We start from the raw sequence: 21,792 nt of genomic DNA on the forward strand, positions 1-21,792 counted from the left end.
AGTTTTTATGCAGGGTTCAACACCTTTGAAACTTGAAGTACCGTCATTGCCCTCCGGAGGCGGATCACTAAAAGGAATGGGAGAAGCATTCAATGCCGTCGGTGCAGAGGGCGTCGCGTCATTTTCACTGCCCTTGCCGGTTTCTGTCGGGCGTGGTCTGGTGCCGGTGCTGTCGCTGAATTACAGCAGTGCGGCAGGCAATGGGCCATTCGGGATGGGGTGGCAGTGTGGGGCTGGCTTTATCAGCCTGCGTACCGCCAAGGGCGTTCCGCGCTATACCGGACAAGACAAATATACCGGACAAGACGAATATCTCGGGCCGGATGGGGAAGTGTTGGGTATTGTGCCGGACAGCCAAGGGCAACCAGAGCAACGCACTGCAACCTCACTGTTGGGCACTGTTCTGGCACAACCCCATACCGTTACCCGTTATCAGCCCCGCGTGGCAGAGAAAATCGTTCGTCTAGAGCACTGGCAGCCGCAGCAGGGGGGCAAAAAAGAGGCGGCTTTCTGGGTGCTTTTTACTGCGGATGGTTTAATGCATCTATTTGGTAAGCACCACCATGCACGTATTGCTGACCCGCAAGATGAAACCAGAATTGCCCGCTGGCTGATAGAGGAAACCGTCACCCATACCGGAGAACATATTTACTATCACTATCGGGCAGAAGACGATCTCGGCTGTGATGAGAATGAACTTGCCCAGCATTCAGGTGTTACGGCCCAGCGTTATCTGGCAAAAGTCAGTTATGGCAATATTCAGCCGGAAACCGTTTTTCTCGCTGTAAAATCAGGTATTCCTGCTGATAATGACTGGTTGTTTCATCTGGTATTTGATTACGGTGAGTGCTCATCTTCCTTAAACGTCATACCAGAATTCAATGTGCCTGGAAAATGGCTTTGTCGCCCGGATAGTTTCTCCCGCTATGAATACGGATTTGAAATTCGAACCCGCCGCTTGTGTCGCCAGATTCTGATGTTTCATCAGTTAAACGCACTGGCAGGGGAACATGTTGCAGAAGAAACACCAGCACTGGTTTCCCGCCTGATTCTGGATTATGACCTGAACAACAAGGTTTCCTTACTGCAAACTGCCCGCAGACTGGCACATGAAGCGGATGGTACGCCAGTGATGATGTCCCCGCTGGAAATGGATTACCAACGTGTTAATCATGGCGTGGCTCTGAACTGGCAGGCCATGCCGCAGCTGGAAAAACTGAATACGTTGCAGCCATACCAAATGGTTGATTTATACGGGGAAGGAATTTCCGGCGTGCTCTATCAGGATGTCCGGAAAGCCTGGTGGTATCGTGCTCCGGTACGGGATACCACTGCCGAGGGAACGGAAGAAACGAATGCGGTTACTTATGAGGAGGCAAAACCACTGCCACATATTCCGGTACAACAAGAAAGCGCGATGTTGCTGGATATAAACGGTGACGGGCGTCTGGATTGGGTGATTACGGCAACAGGGTTACGGGGCTACCATACCATGACGCCGGAAGGGGAATGGACACCCTTTATTCCATTATCCGCTGTGCCAATGGAGTATTTCCATCCGCAGGCAAAACTGACTGACATTGACGGGGCGGGGCTGCCTGATTTAGCGCTTATCGGTCCCAATAGTGTGCGCGTCTGGTCAAATAACCGGACAGGGTGGGACAGCGCTCAGGATGTGATTCATTTGTCAGATATGCCATTGCCGGTTCCCGGCAGAAATGAGTGTCATCTTGTCGCATTCAGTGATATGACCGGCTCCGGGCAATCACATCTGGTGGAAGTGACGGCAGATAGCGTGCGTTACTGGCCGAACCTGGGGCATGGAAAATTTGGCGAGCCGCTGATGATGACCGGCTTCCGGATTAGCGGGGAAACGTTTAACCCCGACAGGCTGTATATGGTCGACATAGATGGCTCAGGCACCACCGATTTTCTTTATGCCCGCAATACCCACCTTGAACTCTATACCAATGAAAGCGGCAATCGTTTTGCTGAACCCCAGCGTATTGACCTGCCGGATGGGGTAAGTTTTGACAATACTTGCCGGTTACAAGTTGCGGATACACAAGGATTGGGGACTGCCAGCATTATTCTGACTGTCCCCCATATGAATGTGCAGCACTGGCGATTGGATATGACCACATTCAAGCCTTGGCTGCTGAATACCGTCAATAACAATATGGGCACAGAAACCACACTGTGTTACCGCAGCTCTGCCCAGTTCTGGCTGGATGAGAAATTGCAGGCTTCGGAATCCGGGATTACGGCGGTCAGCTACTTACCGTTCCCCGTGCATGTGTTGTGGCGCACGGAAGTTCTGGATGAAATTTCCGGTAACCGATTGTCCAGCCATTATAATTATTCACATGGTACCTGGGATGGCCTGGAACGGGAGTTTCGTGGCTTTGGACGTGTGACGCAAACTGACATTGATTCACGCTCAAGTGCGACGCAGGGTGTACAGGCCGAACCCCCCGCCGCTTCACGCACGGTGAATTGGTACGGCACTGGTGTACGGGAGGTTGATATTCTTCTGCCCGGGGAGTATTGGCTGGGGGATCAGCAGGCATTTCCTCATTTTACCCCGCGCTTTACCCGTTATGACGAAAAATCCGGTGATGATATCGCTGTCATACCGAAAGAACAGGAAGAATACTGGTTGCTTCGGGCGTTAAAAGGACAGCGTTTACGGAGTGAGTTGTATGGGGATGATGATTCTATACTGGCCGGTACGCCTTATTCAGTGGATGAGTCCCGCCCCCAAGTACGTTTGTTGCCGGTTATGGCATCGGACGTTCCTGCGGTACTGGTTTCGGTGGCTGAATCCCGCCAATACCGATATGAACGGGTTGCAACAGATCCACAGTGCAGCCAAAAGATCGTCCTTAAATCTGATGCGCTGGGATTTCCGCAGGACAATCTCGAAATTGCCTATCCGAGACGCCCACAGCCTGAGTTATCGCCTTATCCGGATACCCTGCCCGAAACACTTTTCGCCAGCAGTTATGACGAACAACAGATGTGCCTTCGCCTGACACGCCAGCGTTCTTCTTACCATCATCTGAATGATGATGATACGTGGATCACAGGGCTTATGGACGCCTCGCGCAGTGACGCCCGTATTTATCATGCAGACAAAGTGCCGGACGGTGGATTTTCCCTTGAATGGTTTTCTGCCACAAGTGCAGGGGCATTGTTGTTGCCGGATGCCGCAGCCGATTATCTGGGACATCAACGTGTGGCATATACCGGCCCGGAAGAGCGGCCCGCCATTCCTCCGCTGGTGGCTTACATTGAAACCGCAGAGTTCGATGAACGATCGCTGGCGGCGTTTAGGGGGGTCATGGATGAGCAGGAACTGACAAAACAGCTGAAAGATGCTGGCTGGAATACGGCAAATGTGCCGTTCAGTGAACATGCAGATTTCAGTGTCTGGGCGGGACAAAAGGAATTCACGGAATATGCCGGTGCAGACGGATTCTATCGGCCATTGGTGCAACGGGAAACCAAGCTCACGGGTAAAACGACAGTCACGTGGGATAGCCATTACTGTGTTGTCACCGCGACAGAGGATGCGGCTGGCCTGCGTATGCAAGCGCATTATGATTATCGATTCATGGTTGCGGATAACACCACCGATATCAATGACAACCATCACACCGCAACGTTTGATGCTTTGGGAAGGGTAACCAGCTTCCGTTTCTGGGGGACTGAAAACGGTGAAGAACAAGGATATACCCCTCAGGAAAATGAAACCACCCCCTTTATTGTCCCCACAACGGTGGATGATGCCCTGGCATTGAAACCCGGCATACCTGTTGCGGGATTGATGGTTTATGCCCCTCTGAGCTGGATGGTTCAGGCCAGCTTTTCTAATTATGGTGATGGGGAGCTTTATGGCGAGCTGAAATCAGCCGGGATCATCACTGAAGATGGCTATCTCCTGTCGCTTGCTTTTCGTCGTTGGCAACAAAATAATCCTGCCGCCGCCATGCCAGTGCAAGCCAATTCACAGAACCCACCCCATATCCTGAGCGTGATCACTGACCGCTATGATAGCGATCCGGAACAACAATTACGTCAAACGGTTACGTTTAGTGATGGCTTTGGGCGGACATTACAGACAGCAGTACGTCATGAAAACGGGGAAGCCTGGGTGCGTGATGAGCACGGTGCCATTGTGGCTGACAGCCACGGCATGCCTGAAACAGCCATGACGGATTTCCGTTGGGCCGTTTCCGGACGTACAGAATATGACGGAAAAGGTCAGGCCTTGCGGACGTATCAACCGTATTTCTTGAATAGTTGGCAGTATGTCCGTGATGACAGCGCCCGGCAGGATCTGTATGCCGATACCCATTGTTATGATCCGCTGGGGCGTGAATATCAGGTTATCACCGCTAAGGGCGGGTTACGCCGGGCCTTATTCACCCCCTGGTTTGTGGTGAATGAAGATGAAAATGACACTGCTGGTGAAATGACAGCATAAAGTTCAGTGATGCCTGTTCACTGAACAGGCATCACTTCATTTAGGAATGAATCATGAAGAACTTCGTTCACAGTAATACGCCATCCGTCACCGCATTGGACAACCGCGGTCAGACAGTACGTGAAATAGCTTGGTATCGGCACCCCGATACCCCTCAGGTAACCGATGAGCGCATCACCGGTTATCAGTATGATGCCCAAGGCGCGCTGATCCAGAGTATTGATCCGCGATTTTATGAACGCCAAAAGGCAGAGGGTGACAAGAACGCCGTTACACCCAATCTTATTTGCCTGTCATCACTCAGTAAGAAAGCATTGCGTACACAAAGTGTGGATGCCGGAACCAGTGTCGCCCTGCATGATGTTGCCAGACGCCCCGTTTTGGCGGTCAGCGCCAATGGCGTCAGCCGAACGTTTCAGTATGAAAGTGACAGCCTTCCGGGACGCTTGCTGACGATTACCGAGCAGGTAAAAGAGGGGAAAGCCTGTATCACGGAGCGATTGATCTGGTCAGGAAATACGCCGGCAGAAAAAGACAACAATCTGGCCGGGCAGTGTGTGGTTCACTATGATCCCACCGGAATGAATCAAACCAACAGCATATCGTTGACCGGCATCCCCTTGTCTGTCACACAGCAATTACTGAAAGATGACAGCGAAGCAAATTGGCAAGGTACGGATGAATCCGGCTGGAAAAACGCGCTGGCGCCGGAAAGATTCACTTCTGCCAGCACAACCGATGCCACCGGTACGGTATTAACGAGTACAGATGCGGCCGGAAACAAGCAACGTATCGCCTATGATGTGGCCGGTCTGCTTCAAGGCAGCTGGTTGGCGCTTAAGGGAAAACAAGAACAGGTGATCGTGAAATCCCTGACTTATTCCGCCGCCAGCCAGAAACTACGGGAGGAGCATGGTAACGGGGTAGTGACCACATATATCCATGAACCCGAGACGCAACGAATTATTGGTATCAAAACAGAACGGCCTGCCGGTCATGCCGCTGGGGAGAAAGTGTTACAGAACCTGCGTTATGAATATGATCCTGTCGGCAATGTGCTGAAATCAACGAACGATGCTGAAACTACCCGCTTTTGGCGCAACCAGAAAATTGTGCCGGAAAATACCTATACCTACGACAGCCTGTACCAGCTGGTTTCCGTCACCGGGCGTGAAATGGCGAATATTGGCCGGCAAAAAAACCAGTTACCCATCCCCGCGCTGATTGATAACAATACTTATACGAATTACTCCCGCAGTTACGACTACGATCGTGGGGGGAACCTGACCCAAATCCGCCACAATTCGCCGATCACCGGCAATAACTACACAACGAACATGACAGTCTCGGATTACAGCAACCGGGCTGTACTGGAAGCGCTGGCGGAAGATCCCGCCAAGGTGGATATGCTGTTCACCCCCGGCGGGCATCAAACCCGGCTTGTTCCCGGTCAGGATCTTTCCTGGACACCCCGCGATGAATTGCAACAAGTGATATTGGTCAATAGGGAAAATGCGCCACCTGATCAGGAATTCTACCGTTATGACGCAGACAGTCAGCGTGTCATTAAGACTAATGTTCAGAAGACAGGTAATAATGAACAAATACAGCGAACGTTATATTTGCCGGAGCTGGAATGGCGCACGACATATAGCGGCGAGGCATTGAAAGAGTTTTTGCAGGTCATCACGGTTGGTGAAGCGGGTCAGGCACAAGTCCGGGTGCTGCATTGGGAAACAGGCAAACCGGCGGACATCAGCAATGATCAGCTGCGCTACAGTTATGGCAACCTGATTGGCAGCAGTGGGCTGGAATTGGACAGTGACGGGCAGATCATCAGTCAGGAAGAGTATTACCCTTATGGCGGAACCGCCGTGTGGGCAGCCCGAAGCCAGTCAGAAGCCGATTACAAAACCGTGCGTTATTCTGGCAAAGAGCGGGATGCGACAGGATTGTATTACTATGGCTATCGTTATTATCAATCGTGGACAGGGAGATGGTTGAGTGTCGATCCTGCCGGTGAGGTCGATGGTCTCAATTTGTTCCGGATGTGCAGGAACAACCCCATCGTTTTTTCGGATTCTGATGGCCGTTTCCCCGGTCAGGGCGTTCTTGCCTGGATAGGGAAAAAAGCGTATCGAAAGGCAGTCAACATCACGACAGAACATCTTCTCGAACAAGGCGCTTCCTTTGATACGTTCTTGAAATTAAACCGAGGACTGCGATCTTTTGTTCTGGGTGTGGGAATGGCAAGTCTGGGGGTTAAGGCTGCCACGATTGCAGGAGCGACACCTTGGGGGATCGTCGGGGCGGCAGTGGGTGGTTTTGTCTCCGGGGCAATCATGGGGTTTTTCGCGAACAATATCTCAGAAAAAATTGGGGAAGTTTTGAGTTACCTGACGCGCAAACGCTCTGTTCCCGTTCAGGTAGGCGCTTTTGTTGTCACATCGCTTGTGACGTCTGCTCTCTTTAACAGCTCTTCGACAGGTACCGTCATTTCCGCAGCAACAGCGGCGGCCGTGGGAGGATTAATGGCATTGGCCGGAGAACATAATACGGGCATGTCCATCAGTATTGCCACACCCGCCGGACAAGGTACGCTGGATACGCTCAGGCCCGGTAATGTCAGTGCGCCGGAGCGGTTAGGGGCGCTATCAGGCGCAATTATTGGCGGAATGTTGCTTGGCCGCCATCAGGGAAGCTCTGAGCTTGGTGAACGGGCAGCGATTGGCGCGATGTACGGTGCTAAATGGGGAAGGCGCATTGGTAATCTATGGGATGGCCCTTATCGGTATATCGGCCGATTACTGCTCAGAAGTGGCATTAGTGCTGCGATTTCCCACGCTATCCGTTCCAGGGGATGGTTTGGCCGGATGATAGGAGAAAGTGTAGCGAGAAATGTTTCTGAATTAGTATTGCCTTATAGCCGTACACCAAGTGAATGGGCGGGGGCAGCCATTGGCGGGACAGCCGCGGCAGCTCATTATGCCGTTGGAGAAGATGTTGCCAATGCCGCCAGCCGGGTGACATGGGGCGGTTTTAAGCGGGCCTTCAATAACTTCTTCTTTAATGCCTCTGCACGCAACAACGAATCCGAAGCATAACAATCATGTTGATTTCCACTTTGTCATGGATGACAAAGTGGATTTTGCCTATTGATGGGCAGTGACCCCGTACAGGGTCACTGTTCAGTTCATTTTTGGATTCAAGAACCAGATTTGAGAACAATGGATCAAGAGCAAATCGTGTAACGAATATGCAGAATGATATCGCTCAGGCTGAGCAATAATTTTTTCTGTTTGCCACTGATATCGGGAAAACTCAGGGTTAATGTCCCTGTATCGGTCACAGGAAGCCCTTCAAATGGCAGGTATCTGGCATCATTGAAATCCATCTGGAATTGACCACTGTCATTCATTCCATGTGAGATGGCAATTGCTTTGCAACCACGTGGCATGATTGTGCTGCCGCCATAACTCAGTATGGCCCGGACATCCTGATATGGCCCAAGCAAGGCAGGCAATGTCACACTGATTTGTTTGATGCGGCGCGTATTGCCTAAACCATCAGGATAATCGGCCGCAATGTTCAGGTCCGATAATTTAAGGCTGGCGTGCAGTTGCGCCCCTTCGATGTTCAGGCCGTTAAGCGCTGTGCCCGCACTGCCTTTTCCGGCATTGACCAACTCAATGACTTTATTCTTTAAAATGAAACTATTCTCTGTCAGGCCCGCATACATTTCGGCTAAAGAAACGGTTCTGGTGACCTCCAGTGCCCGTTCATCTTTTTCCAGATAGCTTTTTTCCATCTGTGCCAAATTCAGCATCAGGGTTTCACCTGCCAATAATCCCGCATAAGTGCCATGCCAGGCGCCGGGCTTAATAAAGCGTGCCGCCCCATTATGCAATTCATACTGATACGTTTGCTCTGCCATCAGACAGAGTGAAACTGCCAAATCATAAAACTGATAATAAATGGCGGACAACCTTCCGCGCAGCCAGTTGTATAATGTGGCATTGCTGAATTTACTTTGCAGGAAGGCTAACTGTGCCTGCGTTTGTGCCTGCTGGGTTTCCAGATAGTTTTTTTGCAATACGGCCGCTTCACGACGTACAGCCAGCGTTGCCAACTGGGCATCAATTTGTTTTATCTCAGCTTCGGCATTATTGCGCTGAATCTCCCACTCCTGACGGCGGCGGCGGTAGACTTCTGATTGGCTGATTTTGTCTGCGGCAATACGTGTTGCTGACGCAGAAATTTCGATGCCAATTGCACTTGCATTGAAAAGCGCACCAAAACGGGAACCGCCGACGGCAAAACCATAGATATTGGGAACGAGATCTGCCGCCGCGGCAGCCATATGCAGGGCCGTGGCGCTGGTGCTTAAGACCGATGAAGACAGGTAGAGATCCATGGCTTGTTTTTCACCGGCATTAACATCTTCGTCATACAGCGTATTGAAACTGTCGAAACGGGATTGTGCACCATTGCGGCTTTCCTGAAGCGCCAATTTATCCGCATCAATTTCAGCAATGACCTTATCCTGCATTTTTATACTTTGCAGGGCCAGTTCACTGCCCTGGGTTTGCAGTATTTCAGCCAGGGCTTCTGCATCCTGCCGTTCAGTGATGCTGAGCAGGGTATTGCCAAACTGCATCAATTGGTTGACTCCCCATTTGGCATTTTCCAGAATCACCGGAAAGCGGTACATCGGCATCACGGCATGAGGCAAATCCCCGCCGCCTTGTGAGGCCGTGACCGCCGCACTGAGTAATATGGACGGATCGGCGGGCGCAGCATAGAGAGGTAATGACAGTGGCTGGCCGTCGATGGTCAGGTTATGGCGTAAGTTATAGAGGCGTTGCGTTAATGTCTGCCAATAACCTTGCAGTTTTTTATTGATTTGAGGAAGGAACAACGCGGTCAGCGAATTTGCCATGCGCTTTGTCGGCAATGCAACGCGCTGACGCAGTTGCAACAGATTGTGTTGGTATTGATGGCGCATTGTCTGACTGGCTGCTTCTTCCAGCCGTGGCTCTGACCAATCATTCTCCAATGAGAAATAAGGTTCATCACCTAACAAAGCAAGCGCCTGTACATACCACATTTTGGCTTCGTTCAGGGTATCCCGTTCAAGCTGGCGGTAGGCACTGTCTCCGCGGGTAATCAGCAAATCCAGCATTTTCATAAAGGTAGCCACTTTATAATGCATCGGATCATTCTGGGCCACGGCGTCCGGATCGACCGAGTCCAGCGGATTGGCATTCCAGGATGTATCTTCCTCCAATGGGCGGACGTTCCAGTAATAATCCTGCATCTCTCCCTGAACCGAATATCCGGCCGGGTTCCAGATATAGCGCAGCCAGCGTGTCGCTTCGGTGAAGTTTTGTTCTTGCAATAAGCGCTGGAATACCATCATGGGCGTGTAATAGAACAATTCCCAAAAATAGATTGCATTGGCACCGTTGAAATCCATGGGTTCGGTAGTGCCGTTATGTATTTGTATGTTGGCAAACATACTGACATTTGAGCTTTTATGGATACCTATTACGCCGTCTTTATTCGTAAAATGTGGCCCTGCCCATGCAGTGTCATTTTTGTTCTTCTGAGTGGTTAAAAACACCTTGGCAATGAATTCACTACTACGCGGTGTATCATCCAGAGGAATAAAGAGCCGAACAGCAAGCTCGGTGTCCTGCAACAGCCCTGCGTAAATAACATGTACATTATCATCAACCACATGTTTGAGGTTGAGCTGGAATTCCCGGTTGGTGCCATGCGTCGCTGAATTGTAAGGTGGCAGGGTGAAAGTGGCATAGAAACCTTTACCCAATTGAAATTCGGGTAAATTTTGCGTTTCCATGCTCAGAACATTATCAATGCCAATATTGGCTCTCTCGGTTAATTTTCTGGAAAATAACGTATTTAACCGGGTTCTGTAAGGGCCAATCTGCATATATTGTGTGCCGGATGACATTTTATGCAGAGAGATAACATTACTTTTATCTTTGGATTTTAGTTTTATATGAATGGGGGATTCAATAACAATATCGTTATAACCGCTGTCGGTTTGCTTGATAATAAATTCACTTACCAGAGGAATATCATAGCCTTCAATATTTACGGCTACTTGATTAAAATCATATACCACAGGATCAGATTCGGGCGAAGGTTTAGAAGTTACATGGTCTTCAGCATTTAACTCCACTAAAATATCATTATCATTTTTTAATAAAAATTTAATATGCTTATCTTGGATTTGTTTGATCATAGATGAAACATATTTTATATCTGTAGCTATTGAGCAAAAATACAAGCATGGATCCTGACGAAAAAACATTGCTATAATATTTTCCATGTTATTAATGATTGAAATATCATTAATAAATGATTCACATATAGTATGCCATACTCCTGTGTTATCTTTCCAATCTAATACTATGTTAGTATCGAGTGTGAATTCAGCATCATTTGATTCAAAATCATAATTTATAAAAACTCCAAGTTCTGATTTTCTAGAAATCTTTTCCTTGGTTCTTAGGTTCATTAACACTCTAAAATATTCGGCATTTTTAAGATCTATGGAAATAATAAAATCCAAAGTTCCAAAATAAAAAAAGTCTTCTTCTTTTCCAAGCGTTTCATCATGTCTATCATAATCAAATAAAATAACTGTTTCATCTTCTACCAACGACAATAGGTATTTAATTTCATCATTATATATACTGCCTTTGGAAAAGTTGATTTCCATTGAAGGATTGAACGTTAAATTAAGATGGCCATTGGTTGGTGACGTATAGGATAATTCAAAAATATTGCCGGTGAAACTGGCTAGTTTGTTTTGTAAGGTTGTCGATTCTTTATATTCAACCAAATAATCTGTCGCAAATTGATTGTTGACTTTGTATTCGGTCTTGGTATCAAGTTCTGACAGTGTGCTTTTAACAATGGCGTTGAGATCATTTCCCGTAAGAATAGAGGAAGTCATATCAGGGTTAATGGTCATCCCTTCTCTTGCAGGAAGACTATTAATAGCATAACTGTCTTTTTTCTCATGAAAATAAACAATAATGACGTCTTTTTCATAATCAGAAGAACAATACATGCCAATGCTGGCTTTATTATTAATCAGCTTTTCTATTTTATCCGTCACATTAAAATTAAACGGTGAACTCCAGCTTCCGTCATAACGGATATGTGACAGTTTTAATATATAATCGGTGATATCTATCTTGCCATTTTCACTGTCATTTTTCAGCTCTTTTTGTTCCAGCCACAGTAAGTACAAACGTGACTTGTAAATAACAGGTCTGATATTTTCCTGCCATACATTAATGGGTATTTCAATTTTTTTCCATTCTTCCCAGGCATTGGCAGCAAACTGACCGTGCTGGCACTTTTGATGATCGACATTGCGCCAATAATATATTCTGGGTTCTGTCTGGCTATAGCCAATTAAATAGGTTAGTCCTTCGTTGACATTGATGCTGTCATGATAGCCACTGATCACCTGTAAGTTAGCGACATCTTCAAATGCAGTCAGATAATTTTTAAAGCTATCTTCAACGGTATCGACAGTTAACTGACTTTGGGAAAGTTGTTGTAACAGGTTGCTCATCATGCCTGTCTGACCGATACGTATTGTCGGGTCGATATAGTTTTCCGGATAATAAGCCAGTTCAGAGGCGCCGGCCCAGGTACTGTACCGTCGGTTGTAGGTTTCCCAGTCGCGGAAAAACTGGCGGGTTTTCACTGAGTTTACTGCTTTCCCTTCAACATTGTTTAATGCCCGGTTGATATATAACTGAATGCTGGCAATGGCTTCTGCGATACGGGTGGTTTTCACTTGGGCAGAAACCTGGTTATCAATCAGCAGATAGCTGTACAACTCATCCCGGCTCTTGATCTGTTGAGGTGTGCCGTTCTTGATGTAGTAAGCACTGGCCGCTGTTGCCATGGCCTCATCCAGCCATGCCTGAAGCTGGTTGGATTGTTGGCTGTTCAGCCCCGCCTGCAACAAAGTACTGGCGGCTTGCCAGTCATCAAATGTCGGCATCGGGGTTTCCGGTTCACCGACATAGTTTAATTTTATGAGTACAGCAACCCCATCCGGGGTAATGCCCAAGGTCGCGGCGACATCCAGCCATTGCAGGGTGACATCCATGGTTTTCCAGTTGGTAAAGGTATTGACTCCCAAGCCGGTCTGTTGCAATGCCTGCGCGACGATCTGGGCATCAAATCTTAACGCCACCGCCAATTGTTCAACAGTCAGTGTGCCTAATTCCAATGCGGTTAACGTTTCTGTCGCGTAGCTTCCACAACGCATGATCACAGCATGGAAGCGGGTCAGTGCTTGCAGTGTGGGGAGATCATGTTGCAGTGCTGTGGTTTCTGATTGGAATTTCTCCGGTTTTGTCACCAACAGGGTCAGTTCGTTTTCGCTGAGTCCAATATTGCGCACAATCAGAGAAAGCTGCCCCAGCACCTGACAAAAGGCCACCATGTTACTGGTTTCATTCTCTGAGCGATCACGGTTGGCCGCAATGACCATGAAATCATCGAATGTCAGTCCTTGTGGTTTTATCTGATCAATCCACAGCAAAATAGTTTCTGCTGTCTTGGCTGAATCAATTTGAATGCTGGCAGCAATCAGCGGTGCAGCCGCCCGGTTCAGTTCGTCACCACCGGATAACGGTGTTGGTAATCCGTTAGTTAGTGTTGTGATCAGGTTTTCAATATCCGGCGTAAGAACGGTGCTGTAATTATCGGTGGTCATCAGAAATGCATCACTGACAGACCATTTCTGTGTCGCCAGCCACTGTGTGCATTGGAACAGGAAGCTGGCTAACTGTGTTAATTCTGTATCAGGGAAACGGGCAATCTTCGCGTTTGCATAGGGAGAAACCGACAACAACATGGATAATTCATTCACTGTCAGATGATGAATGTCTGTCAGCAGGCGAACACGGTAAAGCAGAGAGAGATTCTCAATGGAACAGATAAATTCCGGGTTTGTTCCGCCATTGGCCAGTTTCCATAACGTATACAGTTCAGTGTCATTTACTCTGAAAGCACGTTTCATTATTCCCAAGTGAAAATGATCTTTTGATTCACCGGGGGTTAAATCCAGTTTTATATTATCGGCGGAAAACTCTTGACCATTTAATAACGGTGTATTGAACAGCGTTGTAAAGTGGCTGGGTTGTTGTTGAGTGGAATATTGGCTGATATCTGAATCACACAAGACCAATGCATCGCTGACGCCAATATTATAGTGGTGCATATAATATTGAACATAAAACAGCTTGCCCAACACACGGCTGTCAATGGTTAAGTCATCATAAATACTTTCGATTACCTGCCAGATATCTTCCGGGGATATGCCTGTGGCTTTATACAAACGAATCGCTTTATTCAACTTTAACAGGAAAATATCACCGGGGAATTCCATCATTTTAAAGTGCGTATTGGCATTGATAGCCTGCCCCGGATTTGGCTTAACCCGCCATAAGCGCAGTGTTATGCCGTTATTGATTTGCTCTGTCGTCAGTTTAATGGGAATGCTGTAATGGGTATTGGCAATGGGGACGAAATTTTTATCTTGGTATATATATTCTTTATCTCCATTCTGGAGACGAAATTCCATATAATCAGGTTCTGTTTTCTTTACGCTGAAATTATATTTATATTCATTGCCTTTTACTGGAATGAGTTCTGCATAGTTTAAATGTGAGTCGTAGTAATCTTTGCGGGTTCGCTTAATCAACCTTGCGGTTGCCGTATCATTCCCGTCATTGACCAAGGTTATCAGTTGCTCATTTTTATACTGTTGATTGGTATTTTTTTTACCAAAAGAGAGATTGACAAATAAACTGAGTTCATCATAAGACAAATCATAGTATCGGGCCAGAGCTGCATAACTTTTAAAAATCAGGATATCCTCTGTACCGAAATTTTTCTTCATCAATGCGGTTGAATTTTCCGGTGTGATTTCTTCTACAAGGATTTGATACAATTCCGGGGAGATATCAGTTTTGATGGCCAGTAGCGATGTTGGGTCCATTAATTTCGCTACGTCTGGGTTACGGCTAAATGCGATGAGGTTTTTATCTTGCAATAAAATTGCCTGACGGGCTGATTCATACGGCAGATGATAAGGCGTCATACCGGTTTGCCGGTAAGTGGACAATATTTTTATTACACCGTGAGAGTCCGTTTTCTCTAATGCCTGAATATTATGCAGCAATAGTTCATTAGATAAGGATAAGGTGGAGATTTCTTCATCCATATGCGCCTGAGTCAGGGCCAGAGAAGCAATATCGGGGCGTCGTTTATTCAGTTGATACTGAGAGTTTGCAGGATGAAGATCTTTGGCTTCCCGATATAATTCAGTTAAATAAGCCGCAGGTGAAAACATGGAAGCAATGGAACCCGGTTTCACGAAACGGTGGGTGCGGCCATAAAACCAACCGTTGTAACTATTATTTAATGTTGAGGGGGTAATATTAAGGCTGGCGGTATTGGCTAATTGTGGATTCGCACGGGACAATATGCGTAACTCTTCGAGTTTATTCTGTTTTAATTCCTGATGAGATTGTTGATATAAAAAGTCTGTTTCTCGCCATGTCAAAATTCCATTTGTTCTATGACGAAATTCGCTGAAAGACATAAACGAAATGTTTGTCAATAATAAAATATCATTAGATCTATTTTTATTTATTCTATCTAATAGTTCATTAATTTCCATCATTCAAATCCTTAAGTTGTTGTCAATTAAATGATTAATGACTTTAGGGTAGGTAAAGTTGATTATGATTATAATATGATAAAAAATATTACCTTTAATCAAATTAACGCTGATTTATCGCTTTATTCATTCAATAAAAAAGAGAGGGTTTCTCTATGCCTATCAGATATAGAGAAACCCTCTCTGCTGGTCATCACACCAAGGTAGTGTAAATGTTTTTCAATAGGTACACCGGTTCACTTTTTATGGATGTCAATAGAATATGAAGAACAAAATGAGGGTACGGGGATGATACGGTGACCCTTGTGAGGCCACCGGGAAAATTTTGCTTACTACAGTCTATAACCTATAACCTACGAATTACGGCTTACTCCGGGTGACTTTAGAAAGTTGAATAAGGCGCCCTTTGTTATATAAAGGCCCCATATCAATCTTCTCTTTTCCGGGAACAGGTAAGTAACCCACGCCTTCGTGAGCGGCATTTGCCAGCAGGCCATCATCCTGATCGCCTGACCAGGAGAAGATCCCGCCCAATTTCATTTTGGCGGCATAAATTCCCTTGTGCAGCACAGTGCGGGGGGTATCCAGTGAGATCCAGTGCCCACCGTCAGCATTAAAGAGTGCATCCGCGTCGGTTTCCGTGTCTGTTACCAGTTCAAACTGATTTTTCCCGCGGGAAAGCGCATATTCGGCATCGTATTGGTTATTCAGCAGACAGAAGAATTCCGGCGCACCTTTCTCCATCGTGCCCAGTGGCTCCCCTGTTCTGTTATAGCGACGCGTTGCCAGATCTGCGCCCAGACACGAACGTCCGTAGTTAGCAAACCCGAGGTGAATTTTCTCCGGTTGCACACCTTGTGACAGTAAAAAACGGATTGCTTCATCTGCTGAGTAATCCATCTCCCGATCAGGATTGGGGGGAGGCGGGTTATCGCCGTCATATTCATATTTAGGCGGGTACAGGTTCGTGTGATGGCCGATGTATTCCGCCCAGCCCGTACCAAAGAAGTCGTAAGTCATCACGAAAATGTTGTCTAAATAAGGCGCGATTTCTTTGAAGCTGGATTTTTCCATTTTGGCAACGACGGCACTACAGGCTATCGTGATTTCTTTGCGTGCCCGGGTTCCGAAGGCGATATCCAGCTTTTCACGAAGTTCTTTCACTAACAAAACATAGTTTGGGCCATCATTTTCCGGATCGAATTCATTGCCTTCTTCACCTGAAGCCCCGGGGTATTCCCAGTCAATATCCACCGCAGTAAACATGGGAAAGCGCCGGAAGAAGTCGATGACGCTATTCACGAAGGTAGTACGTTGAGCGGGATCTTTGGCCATGACAGAAAAGTAGCCTGACATGCTCCAGCCACCGATACTGAATGCAAGTTCCAGTTTATGCCCTGCCCGTTTTGCACGCTCTTTCAAATTACGCAATCCCCCCAGCAAACCCGAGGCCGCTTCCTGATGGTAATATTGCAGGAAATTTTGCGGGCCGGCATCACGACGCTGATCAGAATTCAGGCCGACATTGCGTGTAGTCCCTAAATCACCATAAGGGTCGACCGGCACAATATGGCCGGGCGTAATGGGCGCAATTTGGCCGCTGCTGGCTTCTGCCTGCCGATTCCAACCAGCCACCACTTCATTAATCCGTTCGGATAATTTGCCTTTATCACCGTTGACAGCCATGAAACTGAAAATCAGGCGGTCGTAAGCTGTGGGCGGGATTTTTTCCAGATCAAAACCACGGCCGGGGGCGTTGTCGCTGTCCAGCGCTGCGTTCCCCTGTGTTTCCGGAGACAAACGCGCATCATACTGGCACCAGTCGGTAATATAGGCCGAGATTTTAGGCAGCGGTTCTGTAATTTCCGGATCACCTTCATATTCGTTGTACATGGACGTGGCAACACGTGCCGAGGAATAACTCAAAGGCGTTCCGCTGCCATCAGGTTTGTATCCCACCTCCTGATACGTTTTTTCTGTCAGTTCATCGTATTGCAATATCACTGTCTTGTCTCCCGGCGGTACGGATGGCGTACTGGGATTATCGTGAGCAGCAATTTCTTCTGGTGTCGCATCACGGACATACCGCCAGGCATTCTCATAAACCGGCAAATCAGGGGAAATATTGCGGTCGGGAATATGCCAGCGTTCCACCCAGCCGATATTTTTAAAGACAGCGCTATCGTAAATGACATACCAGGTTTGACCACCCGATTGATTTTGCCAGGCGACCAGAGATGTGCCTACTTCGCCGCTGGCGTCAGACATCGCTTTAACTGAAGGGTATCGATAAACATGTTGAGACATAATTTCACTTCCGGCCCCGTTATATTCCGGGGCCAGCTCCTGATATTAGTTGGAATCGTCTTGTTTTAATTGATGTTTATTCAGACGGCTACGAACCTGCTGGCTGAGTTCACTGCTTCCGCTACTCACGTCACGAGCGGTATAGCGTAAATGGAGGATAACGTCGCTCAGTGACTCCAGCAGTTGATCCTGATCGGAGCCGAATTCCAGCTTCCACTGTGAAATGGCGCCTGTCCCTTCAAAAGGCAGGAACAGTTCATCATCAAAATTGAGCCTGAACATGCCGCTGTCTTCCATGGCCGTTGATATCACCACGCCCTGATTAGCCTGTACATTCAGCAAGACATTCTCCGGCTTGGTGTATTCCAAAGGATTAAGCAGATAATCGACTGTCTTTAAATCGGCAACACTGTTAAGCGTATTGCTAAGTTGAACCAGTGAGGCCCGTACATCTTCATAAGGCCCCAGCAATGCGGGCAATGACAGTGCCACCGTTTTTATGCGCCGATCAACGTGGGTCGGATAATCACGCAGGAACATTTCGGCACTCAGTGCGAAAGTGAATGATCCCGTACTTTTGCCAATCTCCCATTGTGATGATGTCAGCAATGATTTCACCGATACGGTTTTTACGATTTCCAGACGTCTGGTGTTATGTTGCAAATACGCTTGATCCATCCGTTGCAATGCCAATTTCAGATGTTCGCCGACCAGCAACCCCTGATACAGGTCATTCCAGAGGCCACTTTCGACGAAATTCATATCATATTGGCCGGTTTCATACTGCCAGGAAGCCTCAGCTAGTAAACAGAGGGAATTAACCGCATCATAGGCTTGCAGATAAAGCCCGGAGATTTGGCTGATCATCCACATATATAACGCATCATTGGTAAAACGGTTCGAATAGTACTCCAGCAGAACTTTCTCCTGTTCATGCTGGGCTTCCAGTTGTGCCAGCTGGGTTGTGCTGATATTCAACTGGCGTTGCTGAACATTAATCTGTGCGTCAATCTCTTCAATATTGATATCCGCCTGCTTGTATTGCAGCTCCCATTCTTGCTGACGGCGGCGGTAATTTTCTGATGCGCTCAGGCTGGTGGCTTTGGCATTTTTACTCTCAACATCAATGCGTATCCCTTCACCGATTGCCCGCAGCATACCGCCAAAGACCATGCCCCCGACCGCCAGACCAAAAATATTGGGCACCATATCCGCCACGGCCGCTGCGGTGGCGGCTGATTGGGCAGCGATCACACCATCGGCAGCACTTGATTGTAATGCGATCACTTCCTGCTCAGTGGTGGAGATATTTTCATCATAGAGCGATTTATAGTGTTGCTGGCGCTCCTGAGCGGCACGTCGGCTGATGGTCAGTGCATCCAGTGAGGCTTGTTGCATGTCAACCGCCTGCTGTTGCAGATTGCGGGTAAAACTGTACAGCCCCAGTTGTTGCTGCATGCGGAAGTGTTCAAAGTCGGTGCTGTCTTTTTTCTCCAGCAAACTCAGTAACGTGCTGCCGTACTGGATCAATGTTTCTACCGCTTCTTTTGCCCGGTTCATGATCGGGGTGAAACGATAATTCGGGATTGCCCGGCGTTTCATTCCCGCCATGCGATTCGCGACAACACGCTGGTAACGCTGCCTGAGCAAATCTTGTGGGCTGATGGGTTCGTCGTATAACCCAGCCGGAAACTCTTTGCCATCCAAGGTCAGGTTATGACGTAAGTTATACAGCCGCTGATCCAGCATTTGCCACAGTTTGAGGTATTCCGTATCTACCGGTTTTACAAATAAATCAGGCGGTACAGTGGAGACGGAGGTATCGTATGCGGCTGCCAGAAGTGGCAGGGTTCCGGCAGAGAGCCTTAATTCCTGTGACCGCGCCTCACTGGTTTCATGCTGGGCCACATCTTGCAGCGTACGGGGTTGCCAGTTTGCCGCGAGCAGAATATCAGGGCTGGTGCCCAGCAACATACTGGCAGAATCATAAATTTGTTTGGCGACAATGCGCGCACTGGATGTCAGCTTACGGTATTCCATATCACCCTGATCTAACAAGTTTTTGATATAGAAACGGAAAATTGCCTTCCGGTAGTGAATGGGTTCACTGGCAGCAATGGCATCCGGATCAGTCGGTTCCGTCAGCATGCGGTACACGGTGGGCGGGGGATCAATGATCGGGCGTGAATTCCAGTAACGCGGTTTATTCTGACTGCTGGTTTGAACAAGTTCATCTTCCAGCGGGTTAAAAATATAGTGCAGCCATTCGGTGGCCTCTTTTAATCGTTGTTCTATATTCAGTCGCCATGCGACCAGGAATGGCATGTGGAAAAACAGTTCCCAGAAATAGATCCCGTTTGCGCCATTTAAGTCAATGGGCGTCGGGAATGCGCCGGGCATGGGCTGCTCTGTAATAAGCTGGGTATTCCAGCTCAGTACCTGCGGAATGCCCTGGCTGGCAATGGCGATCAGTTTTTTGGCAAACAGCGTGTTGAGGCGAATGTTTTGTGCTGCGTTACCCTTTTCATCTGGGGGGAAAGAGAGGAATTGCACCTGATCCTGTTCATTGAGTTTAATCAGTTCGCGGATATGCATACCGATTTTGAACTCTTGCGTACAGGTGGCACTTTCATTGCCAATGCCCCCCTTGGGCTTGAAGAGAAGTTCGGCTTTCAGTGTGATACGGTTACTTGCCCCCACTTTTATTGATGGATACGTCAAATCAGGGACTTTTTCGTGCAGCACTAAGGGTTGCTCGTCCAATACCGTATCATCATGCATCAGACGGAAAGAACCGTCGTAATACTCATGATCCTCAATAGCCCCAAACTCAAAGTCAGACTGAGCGACTATCTCCAGTGTATCATCCGTGCCGTGAACAAAATTGACGATCAGTTTGATGCTGTTTTTGCCAAAATCGGGGCTGCCTTCCTGTTTGGCTTCCCCGGCAATGGGAAAGCGCGCTTCCCGGGTTGCCGGATAGAGCACCATGGTACGGTAATCAATGGGATTGCCTTCCGCATCTTTGTGCTCACGTGAGTAATACCAGACCAAGTTGCCGACATACTTCCCTTTTCGCCCATCAGGATACTCATCGTCCGGCAGATCGGTAATTTCCACCAGCAGCGTATCGCAGACATAACCGAAGGCTTCGTCATAATCATAAGGCTGACTGTCAGCATCCGTTCCCTGAATGCGGGCAAACGGAACAAGGGCCAGCAATGGATTGTGCGGGTCCTGTTGTATATCCATCACTGCAACCATCTGGGTCATCCGGTATTGCAGCTTGTCTTCGCGCAAAACGGTGGGGGTACTCCAGCTGCCATCATATTTGGCATAAGCGATTTTGATTCGGGTCAGGTATGGTGTGGTAGGCACCCAATCACTCGCCGCTGGCTCAACGCCTTGGTTGCTGTTTTGGTTGCTCCTGTTTTGGCTACGCAGCAATAATGAGGTCGGGTCTTTTTCTTCTGGCTGTTCTTCAACTTCGGTCCAGCTGATATACAGACGATTGTTCAGGAAGACGGGGCGTATCAAATTGGAATCCACGCTGCCCAGCGGCAGGTCGATAGGTTTCCATTCACTCCAGGCATTGGGAGACAGTGCATCAGTATCAGGGTGGCGTATCGAAAGGTTCAGTGAACGCCAGTAATATTGGTATGGCTGTGTACGGGTGCGTCCGACAAAGAAGAATTTATCGCGTTTGATGTCAACGCCATCTTCATAGCCCGCGATAACTTTCAGGTTACTGACATCTTCAAAATTATTCAGATAACCCAATACAGCCTTTTGTACCGAATTTTCGGTAATTTTTCCCTGATTGAGGACACTTTCCAGTTGGAAAAAGAATTCTGTTTTATTCAGGCGTAACAGCGGTTCCAGATAGCTTTCCGGATAAGTCCGCAATAAACGATCCGCAGACCAGTAATTATAGCGGTTAGCAAATTCCTGCCAATTTTCGCTCTCTTCAGCGGTCATGAACAAACCGGGTTCAATATTCAGTGACACACGGTTAATAAATTGCTGCAATGAATTGGTCGCAAGCGAAAGCCGTGTCGCTTTAACCTTGGCGGAAGTCAGCAGATCCAGCAGGAGATAGTCGCAGGCATCGTCAACATCCTTGATTTTGTCGCGCTGAGCTGCCATGTCAGGGGAATGGGCAACGACCTGCCCAAGGTAGAAATCCAGCAATGCATCGCGCTGTGATTCCAGCAAGCGCTCTTCGATAGGTTGGGTAACTGAACTCATC

5 protein-coding genes are annotated in these 21,792 nt (G+C 47.9%); 2 read left to right on the forward strand and 3 right to left on the reverse strand.

What is annotated here, in order from left to right; all coding sequences use genetic code 11:
• Positions 1-7: 7 nt before the first annotated feature.
• On the forward strand, positions 8-4,489 hold the full coding sequence (locus Xsze_RS09670) for a SpvB/TcaC N-terminal domain-containing protein (protein ID WP_038240573.1): 4,482 nt from the start codon (positions 8-10) through the stop codon (positions 4,487-4,489).
• A gap of 53 nt (positions 4,490-4,542) precedes the next feature.
• The gene (locus Xsze_RS09675) at positions 4,543-7,593 is read left to right on the forward strand and encodes an RHS repeat domain-containing protein (protein WP_038240572.1); all 3,051 of its coding nucleotides are present in this window, start codon (positions 4,543-4,545) and stop codon (positions 7,591-7,593) included.
• A gap of 128 nt (positions 7,594-7,721) precedes the next feature.
• Here the strand turns inward: Xsze_RS09675 and Xsze_RS09680 are convergent, their stop codons facing one another.
• From Xsze_RS09680 to Xsze_RS09690, 3 genes are all read right to left on the reverse strand, one after another.
• Positions 7,722-15,239, reverse strand: coding sequence for a Tc toxin subunit A-related protein (locus Xsze_RS09680; protein ID WP_038240571.1), 7,518 nt, complete (start codon positions 15,237-15,239; stop codon positions 7,722-7,724).
• A 357-nt stretch (positions 15,240-15,596) separates the two neighbouring features.
• Positions 15,597-17,543, reverse strand: a complete 1,947-nt coding sequence (locus Xsze_RS09685; protein ID WP_038240570.1) for a glycoside hydrolase family 18 protein — start codon at positions 17,541-17,543, stop codon at positions 15,597-15,599.
• Positions 17,544-17,588: 45 nt separating this feature from the next.
• A complete protein-coding gene (locus Xsze_RS09690; protein ID WP_038240569.1) occupies positions 17,589-21,791 on the reverse strand; it encodes a Tc toxin subunit A-related protein in 4,203 nt (1,400 codons plus the stop codon).
• Between the last annotated feature and the right edge of the window lies 1 nt (position 21,792).

Origin of the sequence: Xenorhabdus szentirmaii DSM 16338 (genome assembly GCF_002632585.1) — a bacterium.
Taxonomy (GTDB): Bacteria; Pseudomonadota; Gammaproteobacteria; order Enterobacterales; family Enterobacteriaceae; genus Xenorhabdus; species Xenorhabdus szentirmaii.